Here is a 25,587-nt window from a genome sequence, read left to right on the forward strand (position 1 = left end):
GATCAGCCTTGCTGTTCGACGAGCGCGCGCGCGTCGGCAACGTGGCCGCGATACGCTTCGAAGATGTTGCGCAGCGCGTCGTCGAACGTCGCTTGCGGCGCCCAGCCGAGCTCCTGCATCGTGTTGTCGATCTTCGGCACGCGGTTCTGCACGTCCTGGTAGCCGTTGCCGTAGTAGGCGCCGGACGTCGTTTCGACGAGCTTCACCTGCTTGGCCGAATCGGCGTACTCGGGGAATTCCGCCGCCAGTTCGAGCATCTTGTGCGCGAGTTCTCGAACCGAGAAGTTGTTCTTCGGATTCCCGATGTTGTATATCTTGCCCGACGCGACGCCGTCCTTGTTTTCGATGATCTTCATCAGCGCACTGATGCCGTCGCCGATGTCGGTGAACGCGCGCTTCTGCGAGCCGCCGTCGACGAGGCTGATGTTCTCGCCGCGCACGATGTGGCCGAGGAACTGCGTGACCACGCGCGAGCTGCCTTCCTTCGGCGTGTAGATCGAGTCGAGGCCCGGGCCGATCCAGTTGAACGGACGGAACAGCGTGAAGTTCAGGCCTTCCATCCCGTAGCCCCAGATCACGCGGTCCATCAGTTGCTTCGAGCATGCGTAGATCCAGCGCGGCTTGTTGATCGGGCCATAGGTGAGGGCCGATGCATCCGGATCGAACTGCTCGTCCGAGCACATGCCGTAGACCTCGGAGGTCGACGGGAACACCAGGTGCTTGCCGTACTTGACGGCCGAACGCACGATCGGCAGGTTCGCCTCGAAGTCGAGTTCGAACACGCGCAGCGGCTGCTGGACGTAGGTGGCGGGCGTCGCGATCGCGACGAGCGGCAGGATCACGTCGCACTTCTTCACGTGATATTCGACCCACTCCTTGTTGATCGTGATGTCGCCTTCGAAGAAATGCATCCGCTCGTGGTTGACGAGGTCGCCAAGCCGGTCGGTCTGCATGTCCATGCCGAACACTTCCCAATCGGTGGTTTCAAGAATGCGCTTCGACAGGTGATGGCCGATGAAGCCGTTCACACCCAGGATCAGGACTTTTTTTGCTTTCATGAATGACGGGAAGAATGAATGAACTGCGCGAATTCCGCGGGCGTCACGACGGTTTCGCTGCCGTCGCGCTGCTGCCACAGCTCGAGAATGGATAGGGCGCGGCTGTCGCCGCAGACGCCGAATAGCGCATTATCGCTTACGTGCAGGCCGGGCGGCAAATCTGCCGCGGCGGCCGCTGCCGCGCTGCCGGGCGCCGCGAGGCGCGCGCGCGCGATCACGAAACGCGTGCCGCCGACGTCCGTAAACGCGCCCGGATACGGGGGCGCGACCGCGCGCACCAGGTTGTAGACCTGCGCGGCCGGCTTCGACCAGTCGACGCGGCCGTCCTCGGGCTTGCGCCCGCCGTAGTAGCTGCCGGTCGCGAGATGGTTCGGCAGGTGCGGCGCCTCGCCCGCGAGCAGCGCGGGCAGCACGCGCCAGAGCGTCTGCTCGGCGGCTACCGTGACCTTGTCGAACACCTGCGCGGCCGTGTCGTCCGGCAGGATCGGCACCGCGGTCTGGCCGATGATCGCGCCCGCGTCGGGCTTCGCGGCCATCTCGTGCAGAGTCGCGCCGGTTTCGGTTTCACCGTTCAGCACCGCCCAGTTGGTCGGTACCCGACCCCGGTATTTCGGCAGCAACGAACCGTGCATGTTGTACGCGCCACGCGGCGCGATCGCGAGCAGGTCCACCGGCAGCATGTGCCGGTAGTAGAACGAGAAGATGAAGTCCGGCTGCGCGTCGGAAACCGCGCGGCGCAGCGCCGGATCGGCGGGATCGGCCGGCGTGACGACCGGAATGCCGTGCTCGGCGGCTACGGAGGCGACGCTGCCGAACCAGATGTTCTCGTTCGGGTTGTCCTCGTGCGTGACGACGAGCGCGACGTCGACGCCGCGTGCGAGCAGCACCTGCAGGCACCGCACGCCGACGTTGTGATAAGCGAAGACGACTGCGCGCGGCTTCATTGCGCGGCCTCCGTGCGGTTCGCGCCGGCCGGTACCGCCGGTACGCCGTCGTGCTGCTCGAGCACGGCCTGGATCAGGTAGCGCGGCCGTGCGCGCACCTGCTGGTAGATGCGGCCGACGTATTCGCCGAGCAGGCCGAGCGCGAAGATGATCACGCCGAGCAGGAAGAACGTGATGGCGAACAGCGTGAACACGCCTTGTACTTCCGCGCCGACGATGAAGCGTCGCACGAGCAGCAGCACGAACAGCGCGGCGGAGCCGAGCGACAGGATCACGCCGATGAACGACAGCCACTGCAGCGGCACGACCGAGAAACCCGTCACGAGGTCGAAGTTCAACCGGATCAGGCTGTACAGCGAGTACTTCGACTCGCCGGCGAAGCGTTCCTCGTGCGCGACCTCGATCTCGGTCGGCTTCTGCGCGAACGTGTACGCGAGTGCGGGGATGAACGTGTTGACTTCGCCGCACACGTTGATCGTGTCGATGATGCGGCGGCTGTATGCGCGCAGCATGCAGCCCTGGTCGGTCATCTTGATGCGCGTGATGCGCTCGCGCAGGCGGTTCATCATCTGCGACGCCTTGCGCCGCCACAGGCTGTCCTGGCGCTGCTTGCGGATCGAGCCGACGTAGTCGTAGCCCTCGCGCATCTTCGCGATCAGCTTGCCGATTTCCTCGGGCGGGTTCTGCAGGTCGGCGTCGAGCGTGATGACGATCTCGCCGCGCGATTGCGCGAAGCCGGCGAGGATCGCCATGTGCTGGCCGTAGTTGCCGTTGAGCAGCACGACGCGCGTCGTGTCGGGGCGCACGTGGAACTGATCGGCGAGCATCGCGGCCGAGCGGTCGCGGCTGCCGTCGTTGATCAGGATCACTTCGTATGACGTGTCGAGTGCGTCGAGCGCCGGATACAGCCGCGCGAACAGCGCGGCGAGGCCGTCTTCCTCGTTGTACACGGGGATGATGACCGACACTTCGGGTCGGCCGGCGTCCAGGTGCGCGGCGCCCGGATGCCCGGCGCGTGCTTCAAGGTGACTCATGTACGCTTATTTTCCGTATTGTTCGCAAATCTGGTTGATGGCGTCGACCACGCGACGCACGTCGCCTTCCGTCATCTGCGTGAAGAGCGGCAGCGTGACGGTCGACGCGCCGTACCGTTCGGCGTGGGGGAACATGCCCTCCTTGAAGCCGCGTGCACGGTACAGCGTGAAAAGATGGATCGCCGGGTAATGGATGCCCGTGCCGATGCCGCGTTCCTTCATCTGCGCCATGAACTCGGCGCGCGAGATCGTCAGCCGCTCGAGCGGCAGCGTGATCAGGAACATGTGCCAGTTGCCGTTCTCGAATTCGGCGATCGGCAGGCCGACGCCGAGCTTCACGGCCGCGCTGCCGTCGAACGCGGCGAAATAGGCGCGCGCCAGCGCGCGGCGCTGCGCGGTGAAGCGTTCGAGGTGCGGCAACTGGCCGAGGCCGACGCGTGCGGCGACGTCGGTCAGGTTGTACTTGCCGCCGAGCACGTCGCAGTCCATCCCGTCGAAGCCCGTGCGCGTGATGCCCTGCAGCCGGTATTTCTGTGCGAGCGTGGCTTCTTCCTCGTTGTTGAGCACGAGTGCGCCGCCTTCGATCGTCGTCAGGTTCTTGTTCGCGTGAAAGCTGAACGACACGATGTCGCCGATCGCGCCGATGCGCTTGCCGTTCCACGTCGAGCCGAACGCCTGCGCCGCATCCTCGATCACGCGCAGCTTGTGCGCGCGCGCAATCGCGTACAGGCGGTCCATGTCGACCGGCAGGCCGGACAGGAACACGGGGATGATCGCCTTCGTGCGCGGCGTGATCGCCTGCTCGAGCTTGTCGAGGTCGATGTTGCGCGTGACGGGATCGATGTCGGCGAACACGGGCGTCGCGCCCGTCTCGAGGATCACGTTGCTGGTCGAGACCCACGACGCCGGCGTCGTGATCACCTCGTCGCCGGCACCGACGCCCGCGATGCGCAGGCCGATCTCGAGCGTGCAGGTGCCCGAATTGAACGCGCGGACCGGACGGCCGCCGCAGTACTCGGACAGCGCCGCTTCGAATTTCTGGCTCTGCGGGCCGGTGGTGATCCAGCCCGAGCGCAGCACTTCGACGACGCCCTGGATGGTTTCCTCATCGATCTCGGGGCGGGTGAACGGCAGAAACGGAGCGGTAGTCTGGCTCATGTACGCTTTGGCCTGTAATGGCGTGTAATAAAAGGGTCGGGCGGTCCCGACCGAAACCGGCATTAAACACCGGTTGGCGGAATCGCACCGTGATTTTTTGTAGGCGGACGCTTAACGCACGCGGCGGGGCGGGATCAGCTTCGCGCGAGCACCAGCACGCCGATCAGGATGATGCCGATGCCGACGAGCCGCTGGACCGACAGCACTTCGCCGAACAGGTACCAGGCCGCGAACGCGTTGACGACGTAGCCGAGCGACAGCATCGGGTACGCGATCGACACGTCGACCCGCGACAGCCCGACGATCCAGACCACGACGCTCAGCACGTAGCAGCCGAGGCCGCCGATGATCGGCAGTTGGGTCGCGATCTTCAGGCCGACCGGGATGATGTTCGCACGGCTGAATTCGAAGTGTCCAACGGCGTTGACGCCGGCTTTCAGCAGAAGTTGCGCACAGGCGTTGAGCATCACGCCGGTGATGATGCAGACGAACGAAACGGGATTCATGCGGCAGGCGTCCTTACGATTGCGGTTTCTCGACGATCACGCGGCGGTTGTCGCGCGCAATCACGCGCATCGGCACGCCTTGCTTGACCAGGGCGTCGTACTGGCCGGGCGGCATGATCGCGAGCGCATGGGTTTCCTGGTTCCAGCGCTTGATCCACTCGTCGACGGTCGGAATCCACTTGTTCGGCTCCATCGAGATCCCGAACGCGAGCTCGTCCTGGCGCTGGACCATGATCGTCGTGTGACCCATGTAGAACGGGAATGTGTGATCGAGCATCTCGATCGAGTAGAACGGCGTATCGGCCGGCAGTTTCGCCAGTTCGGCGCGCACCGTTGGCGCGAGCAGCGCGCCCGAGCTGTAGCGGCCGAATTCATCGTGACCGGTGCCGCCGATCGTGCCGAACGCGAGCCAGGCGGCGCCAAATGCGGCGAGCGCGGCGGCGACGCCCGTGCGGCGGTTCAGCCATGCGGCCGCGAGCGTCAGCACGGCTGCGACCGCGAGGCCCGCGTACAGCCACATCTGGAACGCACGGTACAGCGCGTTCGGCGTGCGGGCGTCGCCCTGGTATGCGAGGAAGATGATCCCGAACGCCGCGACGACGAGGAACACGAGGTAGCCGAGCAGGTGGCGGCGGAACCGGTCGGCGCTCATCAGCGGCAGGTACGCGCCGATGACGAGCGCGAGCGCCGGCGCGACCGGCAGCACGTACGAGATCAGCTTCGAATGCGATGCGCTGAAGAACAGGAAGATGAATGCGCTCCAGATCAGCAGCACGAGCATCGGCGAGAAACCGTTCGGCTGGCGCGGCATCCGCAGTGCGTGGCGCAGGCTCTGCCACGCGACCGACAGCCACGGCAGGAAGCCGACCAGGAGTACGGGCACGAAGTAGTAGAGCGGGCCCGGGCGGTTCTGTTCCGGGGTCAGGTAGCGGCGGAACTGCTGGACGATGAAGAAGAAGTTGAAGAACTCGGGGTTGCGCTGCTGGACGAGCACGAACCACGGCGTGACGATCGCGAAGAAGATCACGAGGCCGCTCACCAGGTACAGGCGCTTCCAGAGCGCCCAGTCGCGTGCGATCAGCGTATAGAGCACGAGCACGGCGCCGGGCAGGATCAGGCCGACGAGGCCCTTCGACAGCACCGCGAACGCCATCGCGGCCCAGCATGCCCACATCCAGCCGCGCGCCGCGGCCGGGCGCAGCCCGGGCCGCTGCGCGAGCAGCAGCGAGCACAGCGACAGCGACATCCAGAACGCGAGCCCCATGTCGAGCGCGTTGAAGTGACCCATCAGGTTCCAGTAAGGCGACGACGCGAGCACGACGGCGGCGAGGAAGCCCGACAGCGGGTTGAACAGGCGCGCGCCGGTGTAGCCGACCAGCAGGATGCCGGCGAAGCTCGCGACGGCCGTGTAGAGGCGCGCCTGCCATTCGCCGATGCCGAACCACGCGAACGTGAGTGCGTTCAGCCAGGTCTGCAGCGGCGGTTTCTCGAAATACTTGTAGCCGTTGTAGCGCGGCGTGATCCAGTCGCCGGTGACGAACATCTCGCGCGCCATTTCCGCGTAGCGGCCTTCGTCGCTCGGGATCAGGTGGCGCAGCCCGAGCGGCGCGAACCAGACGATCGCGAGTGCGACGACGAGAAGGACGAGCGTGATGCGATTGAGCGGTAGCCTCGACGGCGTATCGTTCATGGATTTTCAGCCTGTTGGTTATTGTGACGGGCCGCCGGCGGGTTGCGCCGGCGGCGGGCGGCCGGGCCGGGCCGATCCGGGGGATCGACCCGCTGAGCCGGCCCGAGTTTTACCGCATCGGGGATTAACGTTCAATTAAGAGCGCGGCGGCGACTTTGCGGCCCTCGGCCATCAGGATGTTGTAGGTCCGGCAGGCGGCCTGGAAATCCATCGTCTCGACGCCGATCCGCTTGGCCGTGAGCGCCGCGACGAGCCGCGGGTGCGGGAAGCGCAGCCGCGCGCCGCTGCCGAAGATCACGAGTTCGGGCGTCGGGTCGAGCAGCATCGCGAAATGCTCGGGCGCGAGCGCGTCGAACGACGACACGGGCCATGCCTGGACCGGCGCGCCGGGCAGTACGATGACGCTCGTTTCGTGGCGTTCGAGATTGACGTCGACATAATCGGGGCCGTAGCCGGTGACGGTATTGAGCGCGCCGCTCGTGTCCTGGTGCAGTTTCAAATCGGTATTCCGCGGTTCCGTAGGGGAATGTATCGCAGGGCCACACGGGCCCGGACGGCCGGTTTCGCTCGCCCGAGCACGCGGGACGCCTGACGGCGCGGGCCCGGCGCGGCTATGGTGCATTGCGAAAGTCGGCCAAAATCCGCTAAATTATAACTTTTTGGTCGCCCCCGGGCGCCACTTGCGTCGCGCGTCGCCACAAGCCGCGCCCGACCGCCCGCTTTTTCCCAGTCTAGACAGCGCGCACAGACCGGCCGCTTTCCAGTTTTGATCCCGTCCCCCGGCCGCAAGGCCAACCCAGGAACCGTGTCGTCGTGAAACCGATTCAGAAGTCGAACAAGCTGCTCAACGTCTGCTACGACATCCGTGGCCCGGTGCTCGAGCACGCGAAGCGCCTCGAGGAAGAAGGCCACCGCATCATCAAGCTGAACATCGGCAATCTCGCGCCGTTCGGTTTCGACGCGCCGGACGAAATCATCCAGGACATGATCCGCAACCTGCCGACGTCGTCCGGCTATTCGGATTCGAAGGGCGTGTTCTCGGCGCGCAAGGCCGTGATGCACTACACGCAGGAAAAGGGCGTCGTGGGCGTCGGCCTCGACGACATCTACATCGGCAACGGCGCATCCGAGCTGATCGTGATGGCGACCCAGGCGCTGCTGAACGACGGCGACGAAGTGCTGCTGCCCGCGCCCGACTACCCGCTGTGGACGGCGGCGGTCAGCCTGTCGGGCGGCACGCCGGTGCACTACATCTGCGACGAGCAGAACGCGTGGATGCCCGATCTCGACGACATCCGCCGCAAGATCACGCCGAACACGAAGGCGATCGTCGTGATCAACCCGAACAACCCGACGGGCGCGCTTTATTCGGACGAATTGCTGCTCGAGCTGCTCGAGATCGCTCGCCAGCACGGGCTGATCGTGTTCGCCGACGAGGTGTACGACAAGATCGTCTACGACGGCCTCGAGCACACGGCGCTGGGTTCGCTGTCGGAGGACGTGATCACCGTCACGTTCAACAGTCTGTCGAAGAGCTATCGATCGTGCGGCTACCGCGCGGGCTGGATGGCCGTGTCGGGCCTCGGCGGCGACAACCGCCGGCGCGCGAAGGATTATCTCGAGGGGCTCGGCATCCTGTCGTCGATGCGCCTGTGCGCGAACGTGCCCGGGCAGTTCGCGATCCAGACGGCGCTCGGCGGCTACCAGAGCATCAACGAGCTGATCGTGCCGAGCGGGCGCCTGTACAAGCAGCGCGAGCTCGCGTACGACATGCTCACGTCGATCCCGGGCGTGACCTGCGTGAAGCCGCAGGCCGCGCTGTACATGTTCCCGCGCCTCGACCCGAAGCTTTATCCGATCCAGAACGACCAGCAGTTCATTCTCGACCTGCTGCTCGAGGAGCGCGTATTGCTCGTACAGGGCACGGGCTTCAACTGGACGACGCCGGATCACTTCCGCGTGGTCTTCCTGCCGAACCTCGACGACCTGACCGATTCGATCAACCGGATCGCACGCTTCCTCGACGGCTACCGCAAGCGCCATTCGGCCTGAGCGGCAGAACCACACGGTACTCACTACTTCTTACTCAGCGATCACACGCAGCATGGAACCGATCAAAGTTGGCCTGTTGGGCTTCGGCACGGTGGGCAGCGGCACCTTCACGGTGCTGGGCCGCAACCAGGAAGAAATCAAGCGACGCGCGGGGCGCGGCATCGAGGTGACGCGCATTGCGGTGCGCAACCCGGCCAAGGCGCTGGCTGCGCTCGGCGGCAACGCCGGCGACGCGCAGATCACCGACGATTTCAACGCAGTCGTCGATGATCCGTCGATCGCGATCATCGCCGAGATGATCGGCGGCACGGGCATCGCACGCGAGCTCGTGCTGCGCGCGATCGCGAACGGCAAGCACGTCGTGACGGCCAACAAGGCGCTGCTCGCGGTGCACGGCACCGAGATTTTCGAGGCCGCGCGCGCGAAGGGCGTGATGGTCGCGTTCGAGGCGGCCGTCGCCGGCGGCATCCCGATCATCAAGGCGCTGCGCGAAGGCCTGACCGCTAACCGCATCCAGTACATCGCCGGCATCATCAACGGCACGACCAACTACATCCTGTCGGAAATGCGCGATCGCGGGCTCGACTTCGCGACCGCGCTGAAGGCCGCGCAGGCGCTCGGCTACGCGGAAGCCGATCCGACCTTCGACATCGAAGGCGTCGACGCCGCGCACAAGGCGACGATCATGAGCGCGATCGCGTTCGGCGTGCCGGTGCAGTTCGAGCGCGCGTACGTGGAGGGCATCAGCAAGCTCGACGCAACCGACATCCGCTACGCGGAAGAACTCGGCTACCGGATCAAGCTGCTCGGCATCACGCGCCGCACCGAGCGCGGCATCGAGCTGCGCGTGCACCCGACGCTGATTCCGGAGAAGCGCCTGCTCGCGAACGTCGAGGGCGCGATGAACGCGGTCGTCGTGCACGGCGACGCGGTCGGCACGACGCTGTACTACGGCAAGGGCGCGGGCGCGGAGCCGACCGCGTCGGCGGTCGTCGCGGATCTCGTCGACGTCACGCGCCTGCACACGGCCGACCCCGAGCATCGCGTGCCGCACCTCGCGTTCCAGCCCGACAGCCTGTCGAACACGCCGATCCTGCCGATCGAGGAAGTCACGAGCGGCTACTACCTGCGCCTGCGGGTGGCCGACCAGACGGGCGTGCTCGCCAACATCACGCGCATCCTCGCCGAATCGGGCATCTCGATCGACGCGCTGCTGCAGAAGGAATCGGAGCAGATCGACGGCGCGAACGGCGAGACCGACATCATCCTGATCACGCACGAGACGCTCGAGAAGAGCGTCAACACGGCGATCGCGCAAATCGAGAGCCTCGCGACGGTCGTGTCGAAGGTGACGAAGCTGCGCATGGAAGCGCTGAACTGAGCTGAGGACGACATGAACTACATCTCCACGCGCGGCGCCGGTATCGGCGAGCGCCACACGTTCTCCGACATCCTGCTCGGCGGTCTCGCGAAGGACGGCGGGCTCTACCTGCCGGCCGAGTATCCGAAGGTGTCCGCCGACGAGCTCGCGCGCTGGCGCACGCTGCCGTACGCGGATCTCGCGTTCGAGATCCTGTCGAAGTTCTGCGACGACGTGCCGGCCGACGACCTGCACGCGATCACGCGCCGCACGTACACGGCCGACGTTTACCGCAACACGCGTCATGGCGAGAACGCGTCCGACATCACGCCGCTGAAGACGCTCGGCACCGAGCACGGCGCGCCGATCTCGCTGCTCGAACTGTCGAACGGCCCGACGCTCGCGTTCAAGGACATGGCGATGCAGCTGCTCGGCAACCTGTTCGAGTACACGCTCGCGAAGCACGGGCAGACGCTGAACATTCTTGGTGCGACGTCCGGCGACACCGGCAGCGCGGCCGAATACGCGATGCGCGGCAAGGCCGGCGTGCGCGTGTTCATGCTGTCGCCCCACAAGAAGATGAGCGCGTTCCAGACGGCCCAGATGTTCAGCCTGCAGGATCCGAACATCTTCAACCTCGCGGTCGAGGGCGTGTTCGACGATTGCCAGGACATCGTGAAGGCCGTGTCGAACGATCACGCGTTCAAGGCGCAGCAGAAGATCGGCACGGTCAACTCGATCAACTGGGCGCGCGTCGTCGCGCAGGTCGTGTACTACTTCAAGGGCTATTTCGCGGCTACGCAATCCAACGACGAGCGCGTGTCGTTCACGGTGCCGTCGGGCAACTTCGGCAATGTCTGCGCAGGCCACATCGCGCGGATGATGGGGCTGCCGATCGCGAAGCTCGTGGTCGCGACCAACGAGAACGACGTGCTCGACGAGTTCTTCCGCACGGGCGCGTATCGCGTGCGCAGCGCCGAGAACACCTATCACACGAGCAGCCCGAGCATGGACATCTCGAAGGCATCGAACTTCGAGCGTTTCGTGTTCGACCTGCTCGGCCGCGATCCGGCGCGCGTGATGCAGCTGTTCCGCGACGTCGAGGAGAAGGGCGGTTTCGATCTCGCGGAGAGCGGCGATTTCTCGCGCGTCGCCGAGTTCGGTTTCGTGTCGGGCCGCAGCAGCCATACCGACCGCATCGCGACGATTCGCGACGTGTTCTCGCGCTACGACACGATGATCGATACGCACACGGCCGACGGCGTGAAGGTCGCGCGCGAGCATCTCGACGCAGGCGTGCCGATGGTCGTGCTCGAGACCGCGCAGCCGATCAAGTTCGGCGAGACGATTCGCGAAGCACTCGATCGCGAAGCCGAGCGTCCGGCTGCATTCGACGGGCTCGAGGCGCTGCCGCAGCGTTTCGAGGTCGTGAAGGCCGACGCGCAGCAGGTGAAGGACTTCATCGCCGCCCATACGGGCGCATGACGCACGGCCGGGCCGCGGGCCCGGCTGCGCAGGACGGCCGGAATGCCGATTCGTCGAACGGATCGGGGTTCCGGCCGTTTCGTTTGGCGGCGCCGCGCGGCGACCGCCGCATTGCACCCGAAACAAGTGCCAGACCTGGGCGTTCGCGCCGATCACAGTTTCCGCATGTCGGCCATATCGCGCGCCCGTGCGACGGCGTCGCTACAATGACGGTTTGAATCCAACGATCCCCGATTCCATCGATGTCGAACCCGAATCCCGCGGCGCCGCGCGCGCCGATGCTGTCGACCGCCGAGGCACTCGCCGCGCTGCTCGATGCCGCGAAGCCGTTGCCCGGCGCCGAAACGGTCGCCACGCTCGACGCGCTTGGCCGCGTGCTGGTCGCTGACGTGAGCTCGCCGCTCGACGTGCCGCCGATGCATACGAGTGCGATGGACGGCTATGCGGTGCGCGTCGCCGACCTGCTGCATGGCGAGCGGCGGTTGCCCGTGTCGCAGCGCATTCCGGCAGGTCATCCGGCCGCGCCGCTCGCTGCCGGCACGGCCGCGCGGATCTTCACCGGCGCGACGGTGCCGCCCGGCGCCGACGCCGTCGTGATGCAGGAACAGACGTCGGCCGACGGCGATGCGGTGGAGATCCTGCACACGCCGAAGGCCGGTGAATGGATCACCGCACAGGGCGCGGATATCCGGCAAGGCTCGGTGATCCTGCCGGCCGGCACGCGGCTCACGCCGCAGGCGCTCGGCCTGGCCGCGTCGGTTGGCTGCGCGCAACTGCCGGTCGCTCGGCGGATTCGCGTCGCGGTGTTCTTCACCGGCGACGAACTGACGATGCCCGGTGAGCCGCTGAAGCCCGGCGCGATCTACAACTCGAACCGCTTCACGCTGCGTGGGCTGCTGGAGCGGCTCGGCTGCCACGTGACCGACTACGGGATCGTGCCCGACTCGCTCGCCGCAACGCGCGACACGCTGCGCGAGGCCGCCCGCGATCACGACGTGATCCTGACGAGCGGCGGTGTGTCGGTCGGCGACGAAGACCACGTGAAGCCGGCCGTCGAGGCCGAAGGGCGGCTCGCGCTGTGGCAGATCGCGATGAAGCCCGGCAAGCCGCTCGCGTTCGGCGCGGTGCGCCGCGGCGACGATCGCGCCGATGCGCACTTCATCGGGCTGCCCGGCAACCCGGTGTCGAGCTTCGTTACGTTCCTGCTGTTCGTGCGGCCGTTCCTGCTGCGCCTGTCCGGCGTGCGCGACGTCGCGCCGCGCGCGCTGTCGCTGCGCGCCGACTTTTCGCAAAACAAGGGCGACCGGCGCAACGAATTCCTGCGTGCGCGCGTGAACGCGGCCGGTGGCCTTGACCTGTTCCCGAACCAGAGCTCGGCGGTGCTGACGTCGACAGTGTGGGGCGACGGCCTGATCGACAACCCGCCGCAGCACGCGATCAGCGCTGGCGAGACCGTGCGTTTCATTCCGTTTTCCGAACTGCTGTCGTAACGCGACGGCTTGCCGAACCATGAATATTCAACTGAAATTCTTTGCAAGCGTCCGCGAGGCACTGGGCGTCGCCGACGAGCAGGCCGACGTGCCGGACAGCGTCACGACCGTCGGCGACGTGCGTGCGTGGCTGCGCGTGCGCGGCGGCGCGTGGGCCGAGACGCTCGCCGAAGGGCGCGCACTGCGCATGGCGTGCAACCACGAGATGACCGATGCCGACACGCGGCTCACCGAAGGCTGCGAAGTCGCGTTCTTTCCGCCGGTGACGGGCGGTTGAGGCACGGGCGATGACAACGGTACGAATCCAGTCCGACGACTTCGACCTGAATGCGGAAGTCGCGGCACTGCGCGCACGCAACCCGAAGATCGGTGCGCTCGCGTGCTTCGTCGGCACGGTGCGTGATCTGAACGAAGGCGATTCGGTTGCCGCGTTGGAGCTCGAGCACTATCCGGGAATGACCGAGAAGGCGCTCGAGAAGATTGCCGCCGAGGCCGGCCGGCGCTGGCCGGGCATCGACGTCGCGATCGTGCATCGCGTCGGCCGACTCCTGCCGCTCGACCAGATCGTGATGGTCGCAACGGTTGCGTCGCACCGCGGCGATGCGTTCGCGTCGTGCGAGTTCGTGATGGACTACCTGAAGACCGAAGCGCCGTTCTGGAAGAAGGAAACGACGCCGGATGGCGAGCGCTGGGTCGATGCGCGCAGCACCGACGATGCTGCACTCGCGCGCTGGGGCATCGAATCGGGCAATACGCGGCGCTGAGCACGGCGTCAGCGGAGTGCGGCGTGGTGCCGCTTGCGCGCAAGCGGCACGCGTGACGGTTGCCCGTTAAGCGTCCGGATCGCTGCCGCGGCCGATGATCTTCGTCGGAAACGGCTCGCCGCGGGCACGCGACGGCAACGCGTGCGGATCGTCGCCCACGTCGCGACGGCGCGGCGAGATCGCGTCGAGCAGGGCCTGCTGCTCGGGCGGAATCCGGTAGTCCCAGCCGAACCGGCTCAACTGGAGGCTCTGCGCGATCCGCAGCGCGGGCTCCATGAAGCGGATTGCCGCGGGCGGCGCGTAGCGCGCCTCGACGGTCTTCAGGAACAGTGACAGCCAGCGGCTGAAATGGGCCGGCTCGATCCCGTCGAGCGGCTGGTGCGCCTGCTGCACGTTGCCGCGATAGCCCTTGGTGCCAAGCACGAGGCTCGACCAGAAAGTGACCATCTTCGGCAGGTGGTCGTCCCAGCGGCCCGCCAGCTTCGCGTCGAACACGGGCCCGAGCAGCGGATCGGCGCGCACGCGGTCGTAGAACGCGTAGACGAGATCGCGGATGTTCTCTTCGGTCGGCTCGGTGTCGCGAGGGCGGGCCGGTGCGGTATCGGGCGAGGCGGGCATGACGGTCATGGCAAAAGGGCCGGAGAAATAGGCAACGACAGGGCGGCGGCGCGGACATCGTGCAGGACACCGGCCGAATTTTGACGCAAAATGGCGTCCAATGACCCCTGAAAACGTGTAAGTGTCAAGCATCTTATTGCGCGCACGCCCTCCCGGCAACCCGGGGCCGCAGAACAGGGCCGTCAACCGGCTTCGTGTGCATCCCGACCGGCCCGGCTCACGTAATCGGGACACGATCGATCTTTTCCGTATTCGCCCATGAGACTCACCGACTACACCGACTATTCGCTGCGCGTGATGCTGTACCTTGCCGTGCGCGGCGAGGGGCTCGCCACGATCCAGGAGATCTCGGACGCCTACGGCATCTCGAAGAACCATCTGATGAAAGTCGTGCAGCAGCTCGGCGAGCTGGGGTGGGTCGATACCGTTCGTGGTCGCAATGGCGGGCTGCGGCTGTTCCCCGAATCGCTGCAACTGACCGTCGGCCAGGTCGTGCGTGCGACCGAGAGCGATTTTGCGCTGGTCGGCTGCTTCTCGACCGACGGCGAGTCGCGCGGCTGCGTGATCGAGCCGCGGTGTCGGTTGAAGGGCGTGCTGGCGGCCGCGCGCGATGCATTCTTTGCCGAACTCGACCGTCACACGCTAGGCGAACTGGTCGAACCTGCCTCGCCGCTGGCCGCGTTGCTCGGCATTCTCCCGGTCGTGCACATGCGTGCCGAGCCGTTGCCGGAAGACGTACCCGCGCCCGTCGAGCCGCCGTCGACGGCCGGCTGATACGCGCTCGCCGGGCTTCTCGATCCGGCTGCGGCCCGTCCAGGCGCCGCGTCAAGGATATCCATCGATTTTTGCGCTGAATCAACCCGAATTTCGCTTGAAAGCCGCATAACCATCCTCATCTTGGTGTTAATCGAAAATTGGAGGTCTCGACTAAATGAGAATCGACAAGCTCACCACCAAGTTCCAGGAAGCACTCGCGGACGCGCAAAGCCTCGCGGCAGGCCGCGACAATCAATACATCGAACCCGTTCACGTTCTCGCGGCGCTGGTCGCGCAGCAGGACGGTTCCGCCCGCTCGCTGATGTCGCGCGCGGGCGTGCACATTCAGGCGCTGCAAGGCGCGCTGAACGAGGCGATCTCGCGCCTGCCGCAAGTGACGGGCACGGGCGGCGATATCCAGATCGGCCGTGAACTGGCCGGGTTGCTGAACCAGGCCGACAAGGAAGCGCAGAAGCTCAACGACACGTTCATCGCGAGCGAGATGTTCCTGCTCGCCGTGTCCGACGACAAGGGCGACGCCGGCAAGCTCGCGCGCCAGCATGGCCTCACGCGCAAGGCGCTGGAAGCCGCGATCGCCGCTGTGCGCGGCGGCTCGCAGGTGCACAGCCAGGACGCGGAAAGCCAGCGCGAGGCACTGAAGAAATACACGGTCGACCTGACCGAGCGCGCCCGTGCGGGCAAGCTCGATCCGGTGATCGGCCGCGACGACGAAATCCGCCGTTCGATCCAGATCCTGCAGCGCCGCACCAAGAACAACCCGGTGCTGATCGGCGAGCCGGGCGTCGGCAAGACCGCGATCGTCGAAGGGCTCGCGCAGCGGATCGTCAACGGCGAAGTGCCCGAGACGCTGAAGGGCAAGCGCGTGCTGTCGCTCGACATGGCTGCACTGCTCGCGGGCGCGAAGTATCGCGGCGAATTCGAGGAGCGCCTGAAGGCGGTGCTCAACGACATCGCGAAGGACGAAGGCCAGACGATCGTCTTCATCGACGAAATCCACACGATGGTCGGCGCGGGCAAGGCCGAAGGCGCGATGGATGCGGGCAACATGCTGAAGCCGGCGCTGTCGCGCGGCGAGCTGCACTGCATCGGCGCGACCACGCTCGACGAATACCGCAAGTACATCGAGAAGGACGCCGCGCTCGAGCGCCGCTTCCAGAAGGTGCTCGTCGACGAGCCGAGCGTCGAGGCGACGATCGCGATCCTGCGCGGGCTGCAGGAGAAGTACGAACTGCACCACGGCGTCGATATCACCGACCCGGCGATCGTCGCCGCGGCCGAGCTGTCGCACCGCTACATCACCGACCGCTTCCTGCCTGACAAGGCGATCGACCTGATCGACGAAGCCGCGTCGAAGATCAAGATGGAAATCGATTCGAAGCCCGAAGAGATGGACAAGCTCGACCGCCGGCTGATCCAACTGAAGATCGAGCGCGAAGCCGTGAAGAAGGAGCAGGACGAAGCGTCGCAGAAGCGCCTGCAGCTGATCGAGGAAGAGATCGAGCGGCTCGGTCGCGAGTATTCGGATCTCGAGGAAATCTGGACCGCCGAGAAGGCCGCGGTGCAGGGCAGCGCACAGCTGAAGGAAGAGATCGAGAAGGTGCGGGCGGACATCGCACGGCTGCAGCGTGACGGCAAGCTGGAGAAGGTCGCCGAGCTGCAGTACGGCAAGCTGCCGCAGCTCGAGGCGCAACTGAAGCAGGTCACGCAGGCCGAAGAGCAGGAGCAGCACAACCCGACGCGCCCGCGCCTGCTGCGTACGCAGGTCGGCGCCGAGGAAATCGCGGAAGTCGTGTCGCGTTCGACCGGGATTCCGGTGTCGCGGATGATGCAGGGCGAACGCGAGAAGCTGCTGCACATCGAGGAAAAGCTGCATGAGCGCGTGGTTGGCCAGGACGAGGCGATCAGTGCGGTGGCCGACGCGATCCGCCGTTCGCGCGCGGGTCTCGCCGATCCGAACCGTCCGTACGGCTCGTTCCTGTTCCTCGGCCCGACGGGTGTCGGCAAGACCGAGCTGTGCAAGGCGCTGGCGTCGTTCCTGTTCGATTCGGAAGAGCACCTGATCCGCATCGACATGAGCGAGTTCATGGAGAAGCACAGCGTCGCGCGGCTGATCGGCGCGCCGCCGGGCTATGTCGGCTACGAGGAAGGCGGCTACCTGACGGAAGCCGTGCGCCGCAAGCCGTACAGCGTGATCCTGCTCGACGAGATCGAGAAGGCGCATCCGGACGTGTTCAACGTGCTGCTGCAGGTGCTGGACGACGGCCGCATGACGGACGGGCAGGGGCGCACGGTCGACTTCAAGAACACGGTGATCGTGATGACGTCGAACCTCGGCTCGCAGGTGATCCAGGCGATGACGGGTGCGCCGCAGGAAGAGATCAAGGACGCCGTGTGGCTCGAGGTGAAGCAGCATTTCCGCCCCGAGTTCCTGAACCGGATCGACGACGTCGTCGTGTTCCACGCGCTCGACCGCAGCAACATCGAGTCGATCGCGAAGATCCAGCTTGCGCGCCTGCACGAACGGCTCGCGAAGCTCGACATGGCGCTCGACGTGTCGGAAGCGGCGCTCGAACAGATCGGCAAGGTCGGCTACGATCCGCTGTTCGGTGCGCGTCCGCTGAAGCGCGCGATCCAGCAAGAGATCGAGAACCCGGTCGCGAAGCTCATCCTCGCGGGCCGCTTCGGTCCGAAGGACGTGATTCCGGTCGACGTCCACGACGGCACCTTCGTGTTCGACCGCGTCGTGCACTGATCGCCTGCCATCGGCTGCCGCCCGGTTCGCGCCGGGCGCGCAAAAGCAAACACCCCGCCTCGGCGGGGTGTTTGTTTATGGCGCGTCGCAACGACGCGGCGCGTCAGCCCTGCTTGTTGCCGCCGAACATGCCGGCGATCTGCGACAGCGAGCCGAGCACATTCGACGGATCGACCTGTGCCTGGCCGTCGGCCGGCACCGTGCCGTCCGGCGTCGCGTGGTTGACGACGTGCGGCAGCACTTGCGCGAGGACGGTCGAGGCCATCGACGGATCGACACCGAACTTGCTCGCGAGCGCGCCGATCGCGTCCGAGCCGAGCACGTTCTGCAGCGTGTCCGGCGAGATCGGCTGGTTCTGGCCGGTGCCGACCCACGAGCCGATGATGTCGCCGGCGCCGCCGGCCTTGAATTTCTCGATCAGGCCATTCAGGCCGCCCGGCTGGTTGTTGATAAATTCGAGCGCGGTCGTGATCAGTGCGCTTTGCGAGTTGCCGCCGGCCTGGCCGCCGAGCAGACCGCCAACGATGTCGAGGAGACCCATGGTTCTTCACCTTTACCGATAAGGGCGCCACGCAGTGGGCGCCCGTTGAACGAATGCCGCGCGCACGCCGTCGCGCGCGCGGCGCACATCAGGCGCCCGACGCCGCGGCGGCGGAGGCTGCCTTGTCCTTCTTGCCTTTCTTCTTCGAACCCTTCGTCGCCTTAGCCGACGACGCTGCGGCCGGTGCGCTCGCACCCGCATCCGCGGATGCCGCCGTTGCCGCGGCCGCTTTTTCCTTCTTCGTCATGCGCTTGGCCTTGGCCGGCTTCGCCGCCGCATCCGGCGCGCTGGCCGCCGGTGCCGGTGCGGTGGCCGTCGTGCCGGCCGTCGCGGTCGTGGACGTGGACGCCGTGCCTGCCGACGTCGTTGCCGACGGGGCGGCCGAAGTCGTCGCGGCCGGCTTCGACAGTTTCACCCCCTTCGGCGGCGTCGCCGAGCCGCCGATCGTCAGGCCGTTTTCCTCGAGATGCCCGACCGACTTCGTGCCGAGGCCCTTCACGCGGTTCGCGAGATCGTCCGCGTCCTTGAACGGGCCGTTCTTGGTGCGTTCGTCGATGATCGCCTTCGACTTCACGGGCCCGAGACCCTTCACGGATTCGAGCGCGGCCTGGTCAGCCGTGTTGACCTCGACGGCCGCGGCGAGGCCTGCGGCGAGCGATAGCGATAGCGCGACGAACAGCATCAGCAGCTTTTTCAGCATGGCAAAGGCTCCCTGGTTCTGACGGATGAATGGCTGTTGTAACGAACGGCGGAGCGAGGCCCGGCCGGGCGTCGCCGTTAAGCATAGGACAAATGCGTGCCCTTTTTAAGACAGGCTGACCGAATCTTGCTGAAGGCTTGCGGCGCTGTAAAGGCCGAAGCTCGCGCCGGACGGCGGTTTTGACCATTCTTTACGGTGTCGCGGGGGTATCGCCGATGATCGTCGCACTGGCTGTTCGACAGGGCTTGACTTAGAGTGAACTCTAACTCCTAACCTTGTTCCTGCCATGTCGAAAACCGTAACCCAACCTTCCTCCGCCGGCCCGCTGACGATCGGCCAGGTCGCCGAAATGACCGGCTTGTCGACGCATACGCTGCGGTACTACGAGCAGGCCGGCCTGCTGCGCGCAATTTCGCGCACGGCGGCCGGGCACCGGCTCTATGCGCCGGCCGACCTTGACTGGCTGGCCTTCGTGATGCGCCTGAAGGCGACCGGTATGCCGGTCGCGCAGATGCAGGCGTTCGCGGCGCTGCGCGCGCAAGGCGAAGCGACCTTCGGTGCGCGGCGCAGTCTGCTAGTCGGGCATCGCGATGCGGTGCGCGCGCATATCGCGGAGCTGCAGGCGAGCCTCGACGTGATCAGCGACAAGATCGCGTACTACGAAGCACAGGAGCGGGATGCGGCGAGACGGGCGAAACCTTCTCACTCTCCATCGGAACAGGACGGACACAATGGAACGACGCGTTGAAGACCGCTACACGCGCGGCTGGAACAAACTGAAGGAAATCGACGGCGAAGTGGGCGAGCGCGTGATCGCGGCCCTCGCGCCGGTCGCGCCGGACTTCGGTCGGCTCCTGGTCGAATTCGGTTTCGGCGACATCTACAGCCGGCCGCAACTCGACCTGAAAGCGCGCGAGATCGCGACGATCGCGGCGCTGGCCGCGCTCGGCAACGCGCAGCCGCAACTCAAAGTGCATATCGAGGCCGCGCTCAATGTGGGTTGCACGCGCGACGAGATCGTCGAGGTGTTCATGCAGATGGCCGTCTATGCGGGTTTTCCAGCCGCGCTCAACGCATTGTTCGCCGCGCACGAGGTGTTCGTGCGGCGCGACGAAGCCGAGGCGGCCGGCAAGACGGGTGACACCGCGAACGCGCGCGAAGCGGCGGTGCATGCGTCGTGAGTGGTCGGCGCGCCGGCGCGTCACGCGCGATGCGGCGCGACGATCCGGTGCTTCGCGATGCGCCGGTACAACGTCGCCCGCGAGATGCCGAGCGCCTGCGCGGCCGCGTCGGGCCGCCAGCGATGCGCGGTGAGCGCGGCGATGATGCGGCCGCGTTCGTCGTCGGGCAGCGTGCCGGTCGCCACGCCGCCGAGTGACGCGGCAATATCGGCCGGCAGATCTTGCCGCGTCACGCGCGCGGTGTCGCACACCGCGCACGCATAGCGCAGCACGTTGCGCAACTGCCGCACGTTGCCGGGCCACGGGTACGCGGCGAGTTGTTCGGCGAGCGTCGCGTCGAGCGTCAGCACGTGGCCGGTTGCCTGCGCCTCCTCGGCGAACACGGCGGCAATCACGTCGCGCACGTCAGCACGCTCACGCAGCGGCGGCAGTTCGAACGTCGCGCCGCTCAGCCGGTAGTACAGATCCTCGCGGAACGTGCCGTCGGCCACCATGCGTGCGAGATCGCGGTGCGTCGCGCAGATCACGTCGAGATCGACGCGTACGGGGGTATCGCTGCCGAGCGGCACGACCTCGCCATCGGCGAGCACACGCAACAGGCGTGTCTGCAGCGCGAGCGGCATGTCGCCGATTTCGTCGAGGAACAGCGTGCCGCCGTCGGCGAGCGCGATCTTGCCGCGCGCGCCATGCTTGCGTGCGCCGGTGAACGCGCCGGCCGCATAGCCGAACAATTCGCTCTCGATCAGCGCTTCCGGCAGCGCTCCGCAATTGACGGCGACGAACGGCCGCGCACGTCGCGCACCGGCGTCGTGGATCGCGCGCGCGAACACTTCCTTGCCCGCGCCGGTTTCGCCGAGCACGAGAATCGGCAGCCGCTTGCTCGCGACACGCAGCGCGAGCTCGGCCTGCTGCGCGATATGCGCGTCGCTGCTGTGCAGGAACGGCGTCAGCGCGCCGACGTGGCGTTGCGCGGTGCCCGGGCGGCGCGAGGCCGTGCCGGGTTCGCGGCCGGTGCGCCGTAGCGGCGCACGCAGCCGTGCATAGAGCGGCGCGCCGGTCGCGCGCAGCCGCAGCGTGGCGATCGCATCGAGCCGCGCGGCATCGCGCAGCGGCATCTCGGTCGCATCGAAGATCTCGTCGATATGGCGCGGTTCGCGCAGCGCCGGCAGCGCATCGCGTGCCTGCCGGTTCGCGGCGACGATATTGCCGCATTCGTCGAACGCGATCAGCCACTCGGGTTGCGCTTCGACGTAGTGACGATTCGGATGCCCGAACAGGATCCAGTGGTGCGCGGTGCTGTGCACGAAGTAGCCGTCCTCGATCAGCGCCGCGCTCTGCCGCACGAGCTGATAGACGAGACGCTGGCTGTCGCGGCCGTCGGGCGAATGAACGGCCGACGCGTCTAGCACGCCGATCAGTTCGCCGCCCGGCGAGAAGATCGGTGCCGCGCTGCAGGTGAGCGTCGTGAATGCCGCGCGAAAGTGATCGGTCTTGTGCACGGTAATCGGCGCGAGATCGGTCAGTACGTTCGCGACACCGCAGGTGCCTTCCTCGCTTTCCGACCAGCACGAACCGATATGCAGCCCGGCGTGGCGGAAGTCGTTGCGGCGCTCGCGGTCGATCCGGTAGTCGATCGTCACGCCGTGCGCGTCGGTCAGCATCACGCAGTAGTCGGCGACGCGGATCATGTCGTGCAGCCGCGTCAGGCACTGGCCCGACGCGCGCAGGAACGCCTCCTCCTTGTCGCGCACTTCGCGCAGCTCGGCCGCGGTCAGCACGCGCGGACCGATCGACGAAGCGGGGTCGAGACGGTAGCGCTCCAGCGACCGCTGCCACGACGACACGAGGCGCGACGATTCGGCCGGCGCGGGCAGGCGTCCGGCGAGCGCGCCGAGCACACGGTCGGCGTGCTGGGCCTGGGGGACGGCGTAAGGCATGGTCGGCTCCGGTTCCGTACGGCGGGGAATGCGCTGTCCTTGTAGCACATCCCGTTCGGCGGATCACATTGCATCGCAGCACGCGACCGGCGTGAGACGTTCGTCTCACCGGTATCGCGGGCCGTCTCGTGACGTTGAGACGCGTTCATGTGCGACCGGCGGAGATCGTCCCGCATGACGCGGCATGCGCGGCGCCGCGATACCGCGGGGTTTGCGGGCGCAGCGGCACGCTTGCACCGGCGTCGCGAGGACCGTTTCGTCGCATCGACGATGTGAGACGCACGAGTCGAATTGCCGCGTGCTCCGTCCTTCCAGCCGCGAACCGGGGAGCGCCTGCATACCCGCCGCGTCAACATTCACATGGGTTTCACGTGCATCGCACGCACGATGGCACGCCGCTTGCAGAGATCACGGGCAAGTCGGCGCGGTCGCGCTGACGACGATCCGCCGCCCGGCGATGGCAGCGGACGAGACAGGCAAGGCCGCGGCGCACACCCATGCCCCGGGGCCGGCCAACCGGATGGAGACGAACCCGTGACGACGCCCGTTACCGTCGGCGTGATCGCGAACCCCGCATCGGGGCGCGATATCCGCCGCCTCACGACGCATGCATCCGTATTTCCGACGGCGGAGAAGGCGAACATGATCGTGCGCCTGCTGGCCGGCCTCGGCGCGATGGGCGTCGAGCGCGTGCTGACGCTGCGCGACCGGACGGGCATCGCGACGCTGCTGCTGCGTGCGCTCGACACGCATCGTGCGGTTGCGCCGCACGAGCGCTGGCCCGAGGTCGAATTCGTCGACCTGCCGATCACCGACACCGTCGCCGACACACAGGCCGGCGCCGCGTACCTGCACCGGATGGAAGTCGCGCTGATCGTCGTGCTCGGTGGCGACGGCACCCATCGCGCCGTGGCTGCGCACTGCGGCGCGACGCCGCTCGTCGCGCTGTCCACCGGCACCAACAACGCATTTCCCGAACATCGCGAAGCCACCGTCGCCGGGGTCGCGGCAGGACTCGCCGCGACCGGCGCGGTACCGGCCGAAGTCGCGTTCACGCGCAACAAGCGGCTCGTCGTGCGCTGCGTGGCGGGCGCGCAGCCGGGGCGCGAGGAGATCGCACTCGTCGACGTGTGCGCGGCACGGCAGCGCTTCATCGGCGCCCGTGCGATCTCGGGGTCCGACGACATCGACTCGCTCTACCTGACATTTGCGGAACCTGACGGGATCGGCCTGTCCGCGCTCGGCGGCGCGTGGGCGCCGCTCGAACGCAGCGCGCCGCACGGGCTCGCGATGCGCTTCGCGACCGAAGGCAAGACGGCCGGCACGCCACTCGTGGCCCCGATTGCGCCGGGCCGCGTCGATCGCGTCGTGATGCGCAGTTGCGAGCGGCTCGAGCCGGGTGCATGGCAGACGATCCCGTTCGAGCACGGCACGCTCGCGTTCGACGGCGAACGCGAGATCGAGGTCGCGCGCGGCGATCGCTACGAGATCTCGCTCGACTGGCGCGGGCCGCTGACGGTCGACGTCGGCCGCACGCTGCGCTACGCGTCGTCACGCCAACTGCTGCGCGATGCCGGCGAGTGGCGCTATTGAGGCGCCGTATTACCGAGTGACATTTCGACATCCATAACGATTACCCAGGAGACATCGCCATGACACCCCCACTCGACGGACAGGTCGCCATCGTCACAGGCGGTGCGCGCGGTATCGGTCGCGGCATTGCACTGACGCTCGCAGGCGCGGGCGCCGACATCCTGCTCGCCGACCTGCTCGACGACGCACTCGATGCCACCGCATGCGAGGTACGCGCGCTCGGCCGCCGGGTGGCGGTCGCGAAGGTCGACGTCACGCAGGCCGCGCAGGTCGATGCGATGGTTGCGCAGGCGCTCGCCGAACTCGGCCGGCTCGACATCCTCGTGAACTGCGCGGGCGTGATCAGCATTCATCCGGTCGGCGAACTGACCGAGCACGACTGGGATGTCGTGATGGACGTGAACGCGAAGGGCACGTTCCTCGGCTGCCGCGCGGCGCTCGCGCCGCTGAAGGCGCAGGGCCGCGGCCGGATCATCAACGTCGCGTCGATCGCCGGCAAGGAGGGCTTTCCGAATCTCGCGCATTACAGCGCATCGAAATTCGCGGTTGTCGGCTTCACGAATGCACTCGCGAAGGAGGTCGCGCGCGACGGCGTGACCGTCAACGCGATCTGCCCCGGCATCGTGCGTACCGACATGTGGGACCGTCTGTCCGACGCATGGAAGACCGACGGCGAATCGGTCGAGGCGTCGTGGCAGCGGCACCAGTTGACGCTGATTCCGCAGGGCCGCGCGCAGACGCCGGAAGACATGGGCCGGCTCGCGCTGTTCTTCGCGACGATGGACAACGTGACGGGCCAGGCCGTGAACGTCGACGGTGGCTTCACGTTCCACTGACGGCCGCAGGCCGTGCAATCCGTCGCCACGGCGCGGCCGCGGCGGCATTCGCAGTCAGACCTACCCAGGAGACACACATGACAGCTTCGACACAGCTCAGCAGGGACACGCTGCTGGACGCCTACCGGCTGATGCGCACGATTCGCGAATTCGAGGAGCGCCTGCACGTCGAATTCGCCACCGGCGAGATCCCCGGCTTCGTTCACCTGTATGCGGGCGAGGAGGCGTCCGCGGTCGGCACGATGCTGCACCTCGGCCTCGACGACTACGTCGCGACCACGCACCGCGGCCACGGCCATTGCATCGCGAAGGGCGTCGACGTGCACGGGATGATGGCCGAGATCTACGGCAAGAAGACGGGCGTCTGCCACGGCAAGGGCGGCTCGATGCACATCGCCGACCTGGCGATGGGGATGCTCGGCGCCAACGGGATCGTCGGTGCGGGCGGCCCGCTCGTCTGCGGCGCGGCGCTCGCGGCGAAGCACAGGAAGACCGGCGGCGTCGGCGTGTGCTTCTTCGGCGACGGCGCATCGAACCAGGGCGTGATCTTCGAATCGATGAACCTCGCGTCGGTGTGGCGGCTGCCCGCGATCTTCGTGGCCGAAAACAACGGCTATGCGGAAGCGACGTCGTCGAGCTGGTCGGTCGCGACCGACAACATCGCCGATCGTGCGAACGGGTTCGGGATGCCGGGCGTGATCGTCGACGGTTTCGATTTCTTCGCGGTGCACGAAGCGCTCGGCGAGGCCGTCGATCGTGCGCGCAACGGCGGCGGCCCGACGCTCGTCGAGGTGAAGTTCACGCGCTATTTCGGCCATTTCGAAGGCGATGCGCAAACCTATCGTGCACCTGGCGAAGTGCAGAAGCTGCGCGACGAGAAGGACTGTCTGAAGCATTTCGAAACGCGCGTCGTGCGGGCCGAAGCGCTGACGACCGCCGATCTGCGCGCGGTCGATGCACAGGTCAAGGCGCTGATCGACGACGCGGTCGCGCAGGCGAAGGCCGCGCCGGTACCCGATGCAGCCGACCTGCTGACCGACGTCTACGTGTCGTACCCGTGAGCACGGCCTGACACCGCAGCCGGCACGGCGAACCGAACATTTCAGGAGAC

Annotated in this window: 24 protein-coding genes; 13 read left to right on the top strand and 11 right to left on the bottom strand. The window is 66.8% G+C overall.

The genetic code is table 11. From position 1 onward, the window contains the following. Positions 1 to 2: 2 nt before the first annotated feature. The 7 genes from HWX39_RS20280 to HWX39_RS20310 form a co-directional block, all read right to left on the bottom strand. Positions 3 to 1,058, bottom strand: a complete 1,056-nt coding sequence (locus HWX39_RS20280; protein ID WP_006482864.1) for a bifunctional UDP-4-keto-pentose/UDP-xylose synthase — start codon at positions 1,056 to 1,058, stop codon at positions 3 to 5. Then, the gene (locus tag HWX39_RS20285) at positions 1,055 to 2,002 is read right to left on the bottom strand and encodes a formyltransferase (protein ID WP_175969692.1); all 948 of its coding nucleotides are present in this window, start codon (positions 2,000 to 2,002) and stop codon (positions 1,055 to 1,057) included. Before HWX39_RS20285 ends, HWX39_RS20280 begins: the two co-directional genes overlap by 4 nt. Then, the gene (locus HWX39_RS20290) at positions 1,999 to 3,036 is read right to left on the bottom strand and encodes a glycosyltransferase (RefSeq protein ID WP_175969693.1); all 1,038 of its coding nucleotides are present in this window, start codon (positions 3,034 to 3,036) and stop codon (positions 1,999 to 2,001) included. The genes HWX39_RS20285 and HWX39_RS20290 overlap by 4 nt, the downstream gene beginning before the upstream one ends. Positions 3,037 to 3,042: 6 nt before the next feature. Then, complete coding sequence (locus HWX39_RS20295) at positions 3,043 to 4,194, bottom strand: DegT/DnrJ/EryC1/StrS aminotransferase family protein (protein WP_175969694.1); 1,152 nt, start codon at positions 4,192 to 4,194, stop codon at positions 3,043 to 3,045. A gap of 134 nt (positions 4,195 to 4,328) precedes the next feature. Continuing rightward, positions 4,329 to 4,700 carry an EamA family transporter gene (locus tag HWX39_RS20300; protein ID WP_011352303.1) on the bottom strand — a complete coding sequence of 124 codons (372 nt, stop codon included), beginning with the start codon at positions 4,698 to 4,700 and terminating at the stop codon, positions 4,329 to 4,331. Positions 4,701 to 4,713: 13 nt separating this feature from the next. Beyond that, positions 4,714 to 6,390, bottom strand: a complete 1,677-nt coding sequence (locus HWX39_RS20305) for a glycosyltransferase family 39 protein (protein ID WP_175969695.1) — start codon at positions 6,388 to 6,390, stop codon at positions 4,714 to 4,716. A 124-nt stretch (positions 6,391 to 6,514) separates the two neighbouring features. Next, positions 6,515 to 6,889, bottom strand: a complete 375-nt coding sequence (locus HWX39_RS20310) for an Mth938-like domain-containing protein (protein ID WP_012328660.1) — start codon at positions 6,887 to 6,889, stop codon at positions 6,515 to 6,517. Between the two features lie 314 nt (positions 6,890 to 7,203). Between HWX39_RS20310 and HWX39_RS20315 the strand changes: the two genes are divergently transcribed. The 6 genes from HWX39_RS20315 (at position 7,204) to HWX39_RS20340 (ending at position 13,541) form a co-directional block, all read left to right on the top strand. Next, on the top strand, positions 7,204 to 8,442 hold the full coding sequence (locus tag HWX39_RS20315) for a pyridoxal phosphate-dependent aminotransferase (protein WP_021156506.1): 1,239 nt from the start codon (positions 7,204 to 7,206) through the stop codon (positions 8,440 to 8,442). A 52-nt stretch (positions 8,443 to 8,494) separates the two neighbouring features. After that, positions 8,495 to 9,823 carry a homoserine dehydrogenase gene (locus HWX39_RS20320; RefSeq protein WP_175969696.1) on the top strand — a complete coding sequence of 443 codons (1,329 nt, stop codon included), beginning with the start codon at positions 8,495 to 8,497 and terminating at the stop codon, positions 9,821 to 9,823. Positions 9,824 to 9,835: 12 nt separating this feature from the next. After that, positions 9,836 to 11,287, top strand: a complete 1,452-nt coding sequence (thrC, locus tag HWX39_RS20325; RefSeq protein WP_175969697.1) for a threonine synthase — start codon at positions 9,836 to 9,838, stop codon at positions 11,285 to 11,287. A gap of 242 nt (positions 11,288 to 11,529) precedes the next feature. Then, positions 11,530 to 12,777: a gephyrin-like molybdotransferase Glp gene (gene glp / locus HWX39_RS20330; RefSeq protein ID WP_175969698.1), complete on the top strand. Its 1,248-nt coding sequence runs from the start codon at positions 11,530 to 11,532 to the stop codon at positions 12,775 to 12,777. Between the two features lie 19 nt (positions 12,778 to 12,796). Continuing rightward, positions 12,797 to 13,054 carry a molybdopterin converting factor subunit 1 gene (gene moaD / locus HWX39_RS20335; protein WP_175969699.1) on the top strand — a complete coding sequence of 86 codons (258 nt, stop codon included), beginning with the start codon at positions 12,797 to 12,799 and terminating at the stop codon, positions 13,052 to 13,054. Between the two features lie 10 nt (positions 13,055 to 13,064). Then, a complete protein-coding gene (locus HWX39_RS20340) occupies positions 13,065 to 13,541 on the top strand; it encodes a molybdenum cofactor biosynthesis protein MoaE (RefSeq protein WP_175969700.1) in 477 nt (158 codons plus the stop codon). A 66-nt stretch (positions 13,542 to 13,607) separates the two neighbouring features. Here HWX39_RS20340 and HWX39_RS20345 read toward each other — a convergent pair whose 3' ends face one another. Continuing rightward, the gene (locus HWX39_RS20345; protein ID WP_175969701.1) at positions 13,608 to 14,168 is read right to left on the bottom strand and encodes a group III truncated hemoglobin; all 561 of its coding nucleotides are present in this window, start codon (positions 14,166 to 14,168) and stop codon (positions 13,608 to 13,610) included. Positions 14,169 to 14,417: 249 nt separating this feature from the next. Here HWX39_RS20345 and HWX39_RS20350 point away from each other — a divergent pair, with 249 nt between their 5' ends. Both HWX39_RS20350 and clpB read left to right on the top strand, forming a co-directional pair. Continuing rightward, on the top strand, positions 14,418 to 14,933 hold the full coding sequence (locus tag HWX39_RS20350) for an Rrf2 family transcriptional regulator (RefSeq protein ID WP_175969702.1): 516 nt from the start codon (positions 14,418 to 14,420) through the stop codon (positions 14,931 to 14,933). Between the two features lie 157 nt (positions 14,934 to 15,090). Continuing rightward, entirely contained in the window at positions 15,091 to 17,688 is a 2,598-nt protein-coding gene (gene clpB, locus HWX39_RS20355) for an ATP-dependent chaperone ClpB (RefSeq protein WP_175969703.1), read from the top strand. A 103-nt stretch (positions 17,689 to 17,791) separates the two neighbouring features. Here the strand turns inward: clpB and HWX39_RS20360 are convergent, their stop codons facing one another. Both HWX39_RS20360 and HWX39_RS20365 read right to left on the bottom strand, forming a co-directional pair. Then, complete coding sequence (locus HWX39_RS20360) at positions 17,792 to 18,229, bottom strand: YidB family protein (protein WP_175969704.1); 438 nt, start codon at positions 18,227 to 18,229, stop codon at positions 17,792 to 17,794. Positions 18,230 to 18,317: 88 nt separating this feature from the next. Further along, positions 18,318 to 18,929 carry a helix-hairpin-helix domain-containing protein gene (locus HWX39_RS20365; RefSeq protein WP_175969705.1) on the bottom strand — a complete coding sequence of 204 codons (612 nt, stop codon included), beginning with the start codon at positions 18,927 to 18,929 and terminating at the stop codon, positions 18,318 to 18,320. 286 nt (positions 18,930 to 19,215) lie between these two features. On the opposite strand from HWX39_RS20365, the gene HWX39_RS20370 reads away from it, so the two are divergent. Together HWX39_RS20370 and HWX39_RS20375 are read left to right on the top strand one after the other, a co-directional pair. Further along, positions 19,216 to 19,677 carry a MerR family transcriptional regulator gene (locus HWX39_RS20370; protein ID WP_175969706.1) on the top strand — a complete coding sequence of 154 codons (462 nt, stop codon included), beginning with the start codon at positions 19,216 to 19,218 and terminating at the stop codon, positions 19,675 to 19,677. Then, positions 19,661 to 20,110 (top strand): carboxymuconolactone decarboxylase family protein, encoded by a 450-nt coding sequence (locus tag HWX39_RS20375; protein WP_175969707.1) that lies wholly within the window; start codon positions 19,661 to 19,663, stop codon positions 20,108 to 20,110. Before HWX39_RS20370 ends, HWX39_RS20375 begins: the two co-directional genes overlap by 17 nt. Positions 20,111 to 20,130: 20 nt before the next feature. Here HWX39_RS20375 and HWX39_RS20380 read toward each other — a convergent pair whose 3' ends face one another. Beyond that, the gene (locus HWX39_RS20380; protein ID WP_175969708.1) at positions 20,131 to 22,047 is read right to left on the bottom strand and encodes a sigma-54-dependent Fis family transcriptional regulator; all 1,917 of its coding nucleotides are present in this window, start codon (positions 22,045 to 22,047) and stop codon (positions 20,131 to 20,133) included. A 534-nt stretch (positions 22,048 to 22,581) separates the two neighbouring features. Between HWX39_RS20380 and HWX39_RS20385 the strand changes: the two genes are divergently transcribed. The 3 genes from HWX39_RS20385 (at position 22,582) to HWX39_RS20395 (ending at position 25,537) form a co-directional block, all read left to right on the top strand. Next, positions 22,582 to 23,640, top strand: coding sequence for an NAD(+)/NADH kinase (locus tag HWX39_RS20385; protein WP_175969709.1), 1,059 nt, complete (start codon positions 22,582 to 22,584; stop codon positions 23,638 to 23,640). A gap of 59 nt (positions 23,641 to 23,699) precedes the next feature. Continuing rightward, positions 23,700 to 24,476: an SDR family NAD(P)-dependent oxidoreductase gene (locus HWX39_RS20390; RefSeq protein ID WP_175969710.1), complete on the top strand. Its 777-nt coding sequence runs from the start codon at positions 23,700 to 23,702 to the stop codon at positions 24,474 to 24,476. A 77-nt stretch (positions 24,477 to 24,553) separates the two neighbouring features. Then, positions 24,554 to 25,537, top strand: a complete 984-nt coding sequence (locus HWX39_RS20395) for a thiamine pyrophosphate-dependent dehydrogenase E1 component subunit alpha (RefSeq protein ID WP_175969711.1) — start codon at positions 24,554 to 24,556, stop codon at positions 25,535 to 25,537. The last annotated feature ends 50 nt before the right edge of the window (positions 25,538 to 25,587 follow it).

The sequence above is a fragment of the Burkholderia sp. BCC0322 genome, assembly GCF_902833045.1.
GTDB lineage: Bacteria > Pseudomonadota > Gammaproteobacteria > Burkholderiales > Burkholderiaceae > Burkholderia.

What these genes read in the sequence shown, in the direction of transcription:
- HWX39_RS20280 (WP_006482864.1), bottom strand. Translation starts at nt 1,058, where the DNA reads ATGAAAGCAAAAAAAGTCCTGATCCTGGGTGTGAACGGCTTCATCGGC.
- HWX39_RS20285 (WP_175969692.1), bottom strand. Translation starts at nt 2,002, where the DNA reads ATGAAGCCGCGCGCAGTCGTCTTCGCTTATCACAACGTCGGCGTGCGG.
- HWX39_RS20290 (WP_175969693.1), bottom strand. Translation starts at nt 3,036, where the DNA reads ATGAGTCACCTTGAAGCACGCGCCGGGCATCCGGGCGCCGCGCACCTG.
- HWX39_RS20295 (WP_175969694.1), bottom strand. Translation starts at nt 4,194, where the DNA reads ATGAGCCAGACTACCGCTCCGTTTCTGCCGTTCACCCGCCCCGAGATC.
- HWX39_RS20300 (WP_011352303.1), bottom strand. Translation starts at nt 4,700, where the DNA reads ATGAATCCCGTTTCGTTCGTCTGCATCATCACCGGCGTGATGCTCAAC.
- HWX39_RS20305 (WP_175969695.1), bottom strand. Translation starts at nt 6,390, where the DNA reads ATGAACGATACGCCGTCGAGGCTACCGCTCAATCGCATCACGCTCGTC.
- HWX39_RS20320 (WP_175969696.1), top strand. Translation starts at nt 8,495, where the DNA reads ATGGAACCGATCAAAGTTGGCCTGTTGGGCTTCGGCACGGTGGGCAGC.
- thrC (WP_175969697.1), top strand. Translation starts at nt 9,836, where the DNA reads ATGAACTACATCTCCACGCGCGGCGCCGGTATCGGCGAGCGCCACACG.
- glp (WP_175969698.1), top strand. Translation starts at nt 11,530, where the DNA reads ATGTCGAACCCGAATCCCGCGGCGCCGCGCGCGCCGATGCTGTCGACC.
- moaD (WP_175969699.1), top strand. Translation starts at nt 12,797, where the DNA reads ATGAATATTCAACTGAAATTCTTTGCAAGCGTCCGCGAGGCACTGGGC.
- HWX39_RS20340 (WP_175969700.1), top strand. Translation starts at nt 13,065, where the DNA reads ATGACAACGGTACGAATCCAGTCCGACGACTTCGACCTGAATGCGGAA.
- HWX39_RS20345 (WP_175969701.1), bottom strand. Translation starts at nt 14,168, where the DNA reads ATGACCGTCATGCCCGCCTCGCCCGATACCGCACCGGCCCGCCCTCGC.
- HWX39_RS20350 (WP_175969702.1), top strand. Translation starts at nt 14,418, where the DNA reads ATGAGACTCACCGACTACACCGACTATTCGCTGCGCGTGATGCTGTAC.
- clpB (WP_175969703.1), top strand. Translation starts at nt 15,091, where the DNA reads ATGAGAATCGACAAGCTCACCACCAAGTTCCAGGAAGCACTCGCGGAC.
- HWX39_RS20360 (WP_175969704.1), bottom strand. Translation starts at nt 18,229, where the DNA reads ATGGGTCTCCTCGACATCGTTGGCGGTCTGCTCGGCGGCCAGGCCGGC.
- HWX39_RS20365 (WP_175969705.1), bottom strand. Translation starts at nt 18,929, where the DNA reads ATGCTGAAAAAGCTGCTGATGCTGTTCGTCGCGCTATCGCTATCGCTC.
- HWX39_RS20370 (WP_175969706.1), top strand. Translation starts at nt 19,216, where the DNA reads ATGTCGAAAACCGTAACCCAACCTTCCTCCGCCGGCCCGCTGACGATC.
- HWX39_RS20375 (WP_175969707.1), top strand. Translation starts at nt 19,661, where the DNA reads ATGGAACGACGCGTTGAAGACCGCTACACGCGCGGCTGGAACAAACTG.
- HWX39_RS20380 (WP_175969708.1), bottom strand. Translation starts at nt 22,047, where the DNA reads ATGCCTTACGCCGTCCCCCAGGCCCAGCACGCCGACCGTGTGCTCGGC.
- HWX39_RS20390 (WP_175969710.1), top strand. Translation starts at nt 23,700, where the DNA reads ATGACACCCCCACTCGACGGACAGGTCGCCATCGTCACAGGCGGTGCG.
- HWX39_RS20395 (WP_175969711.1), top strand. Translation starts at nt 24,554, where the DNA reads ATGACAGCTTCGACACAGCTCAGCAGGGACACGCTGCTGGACGCCTAC.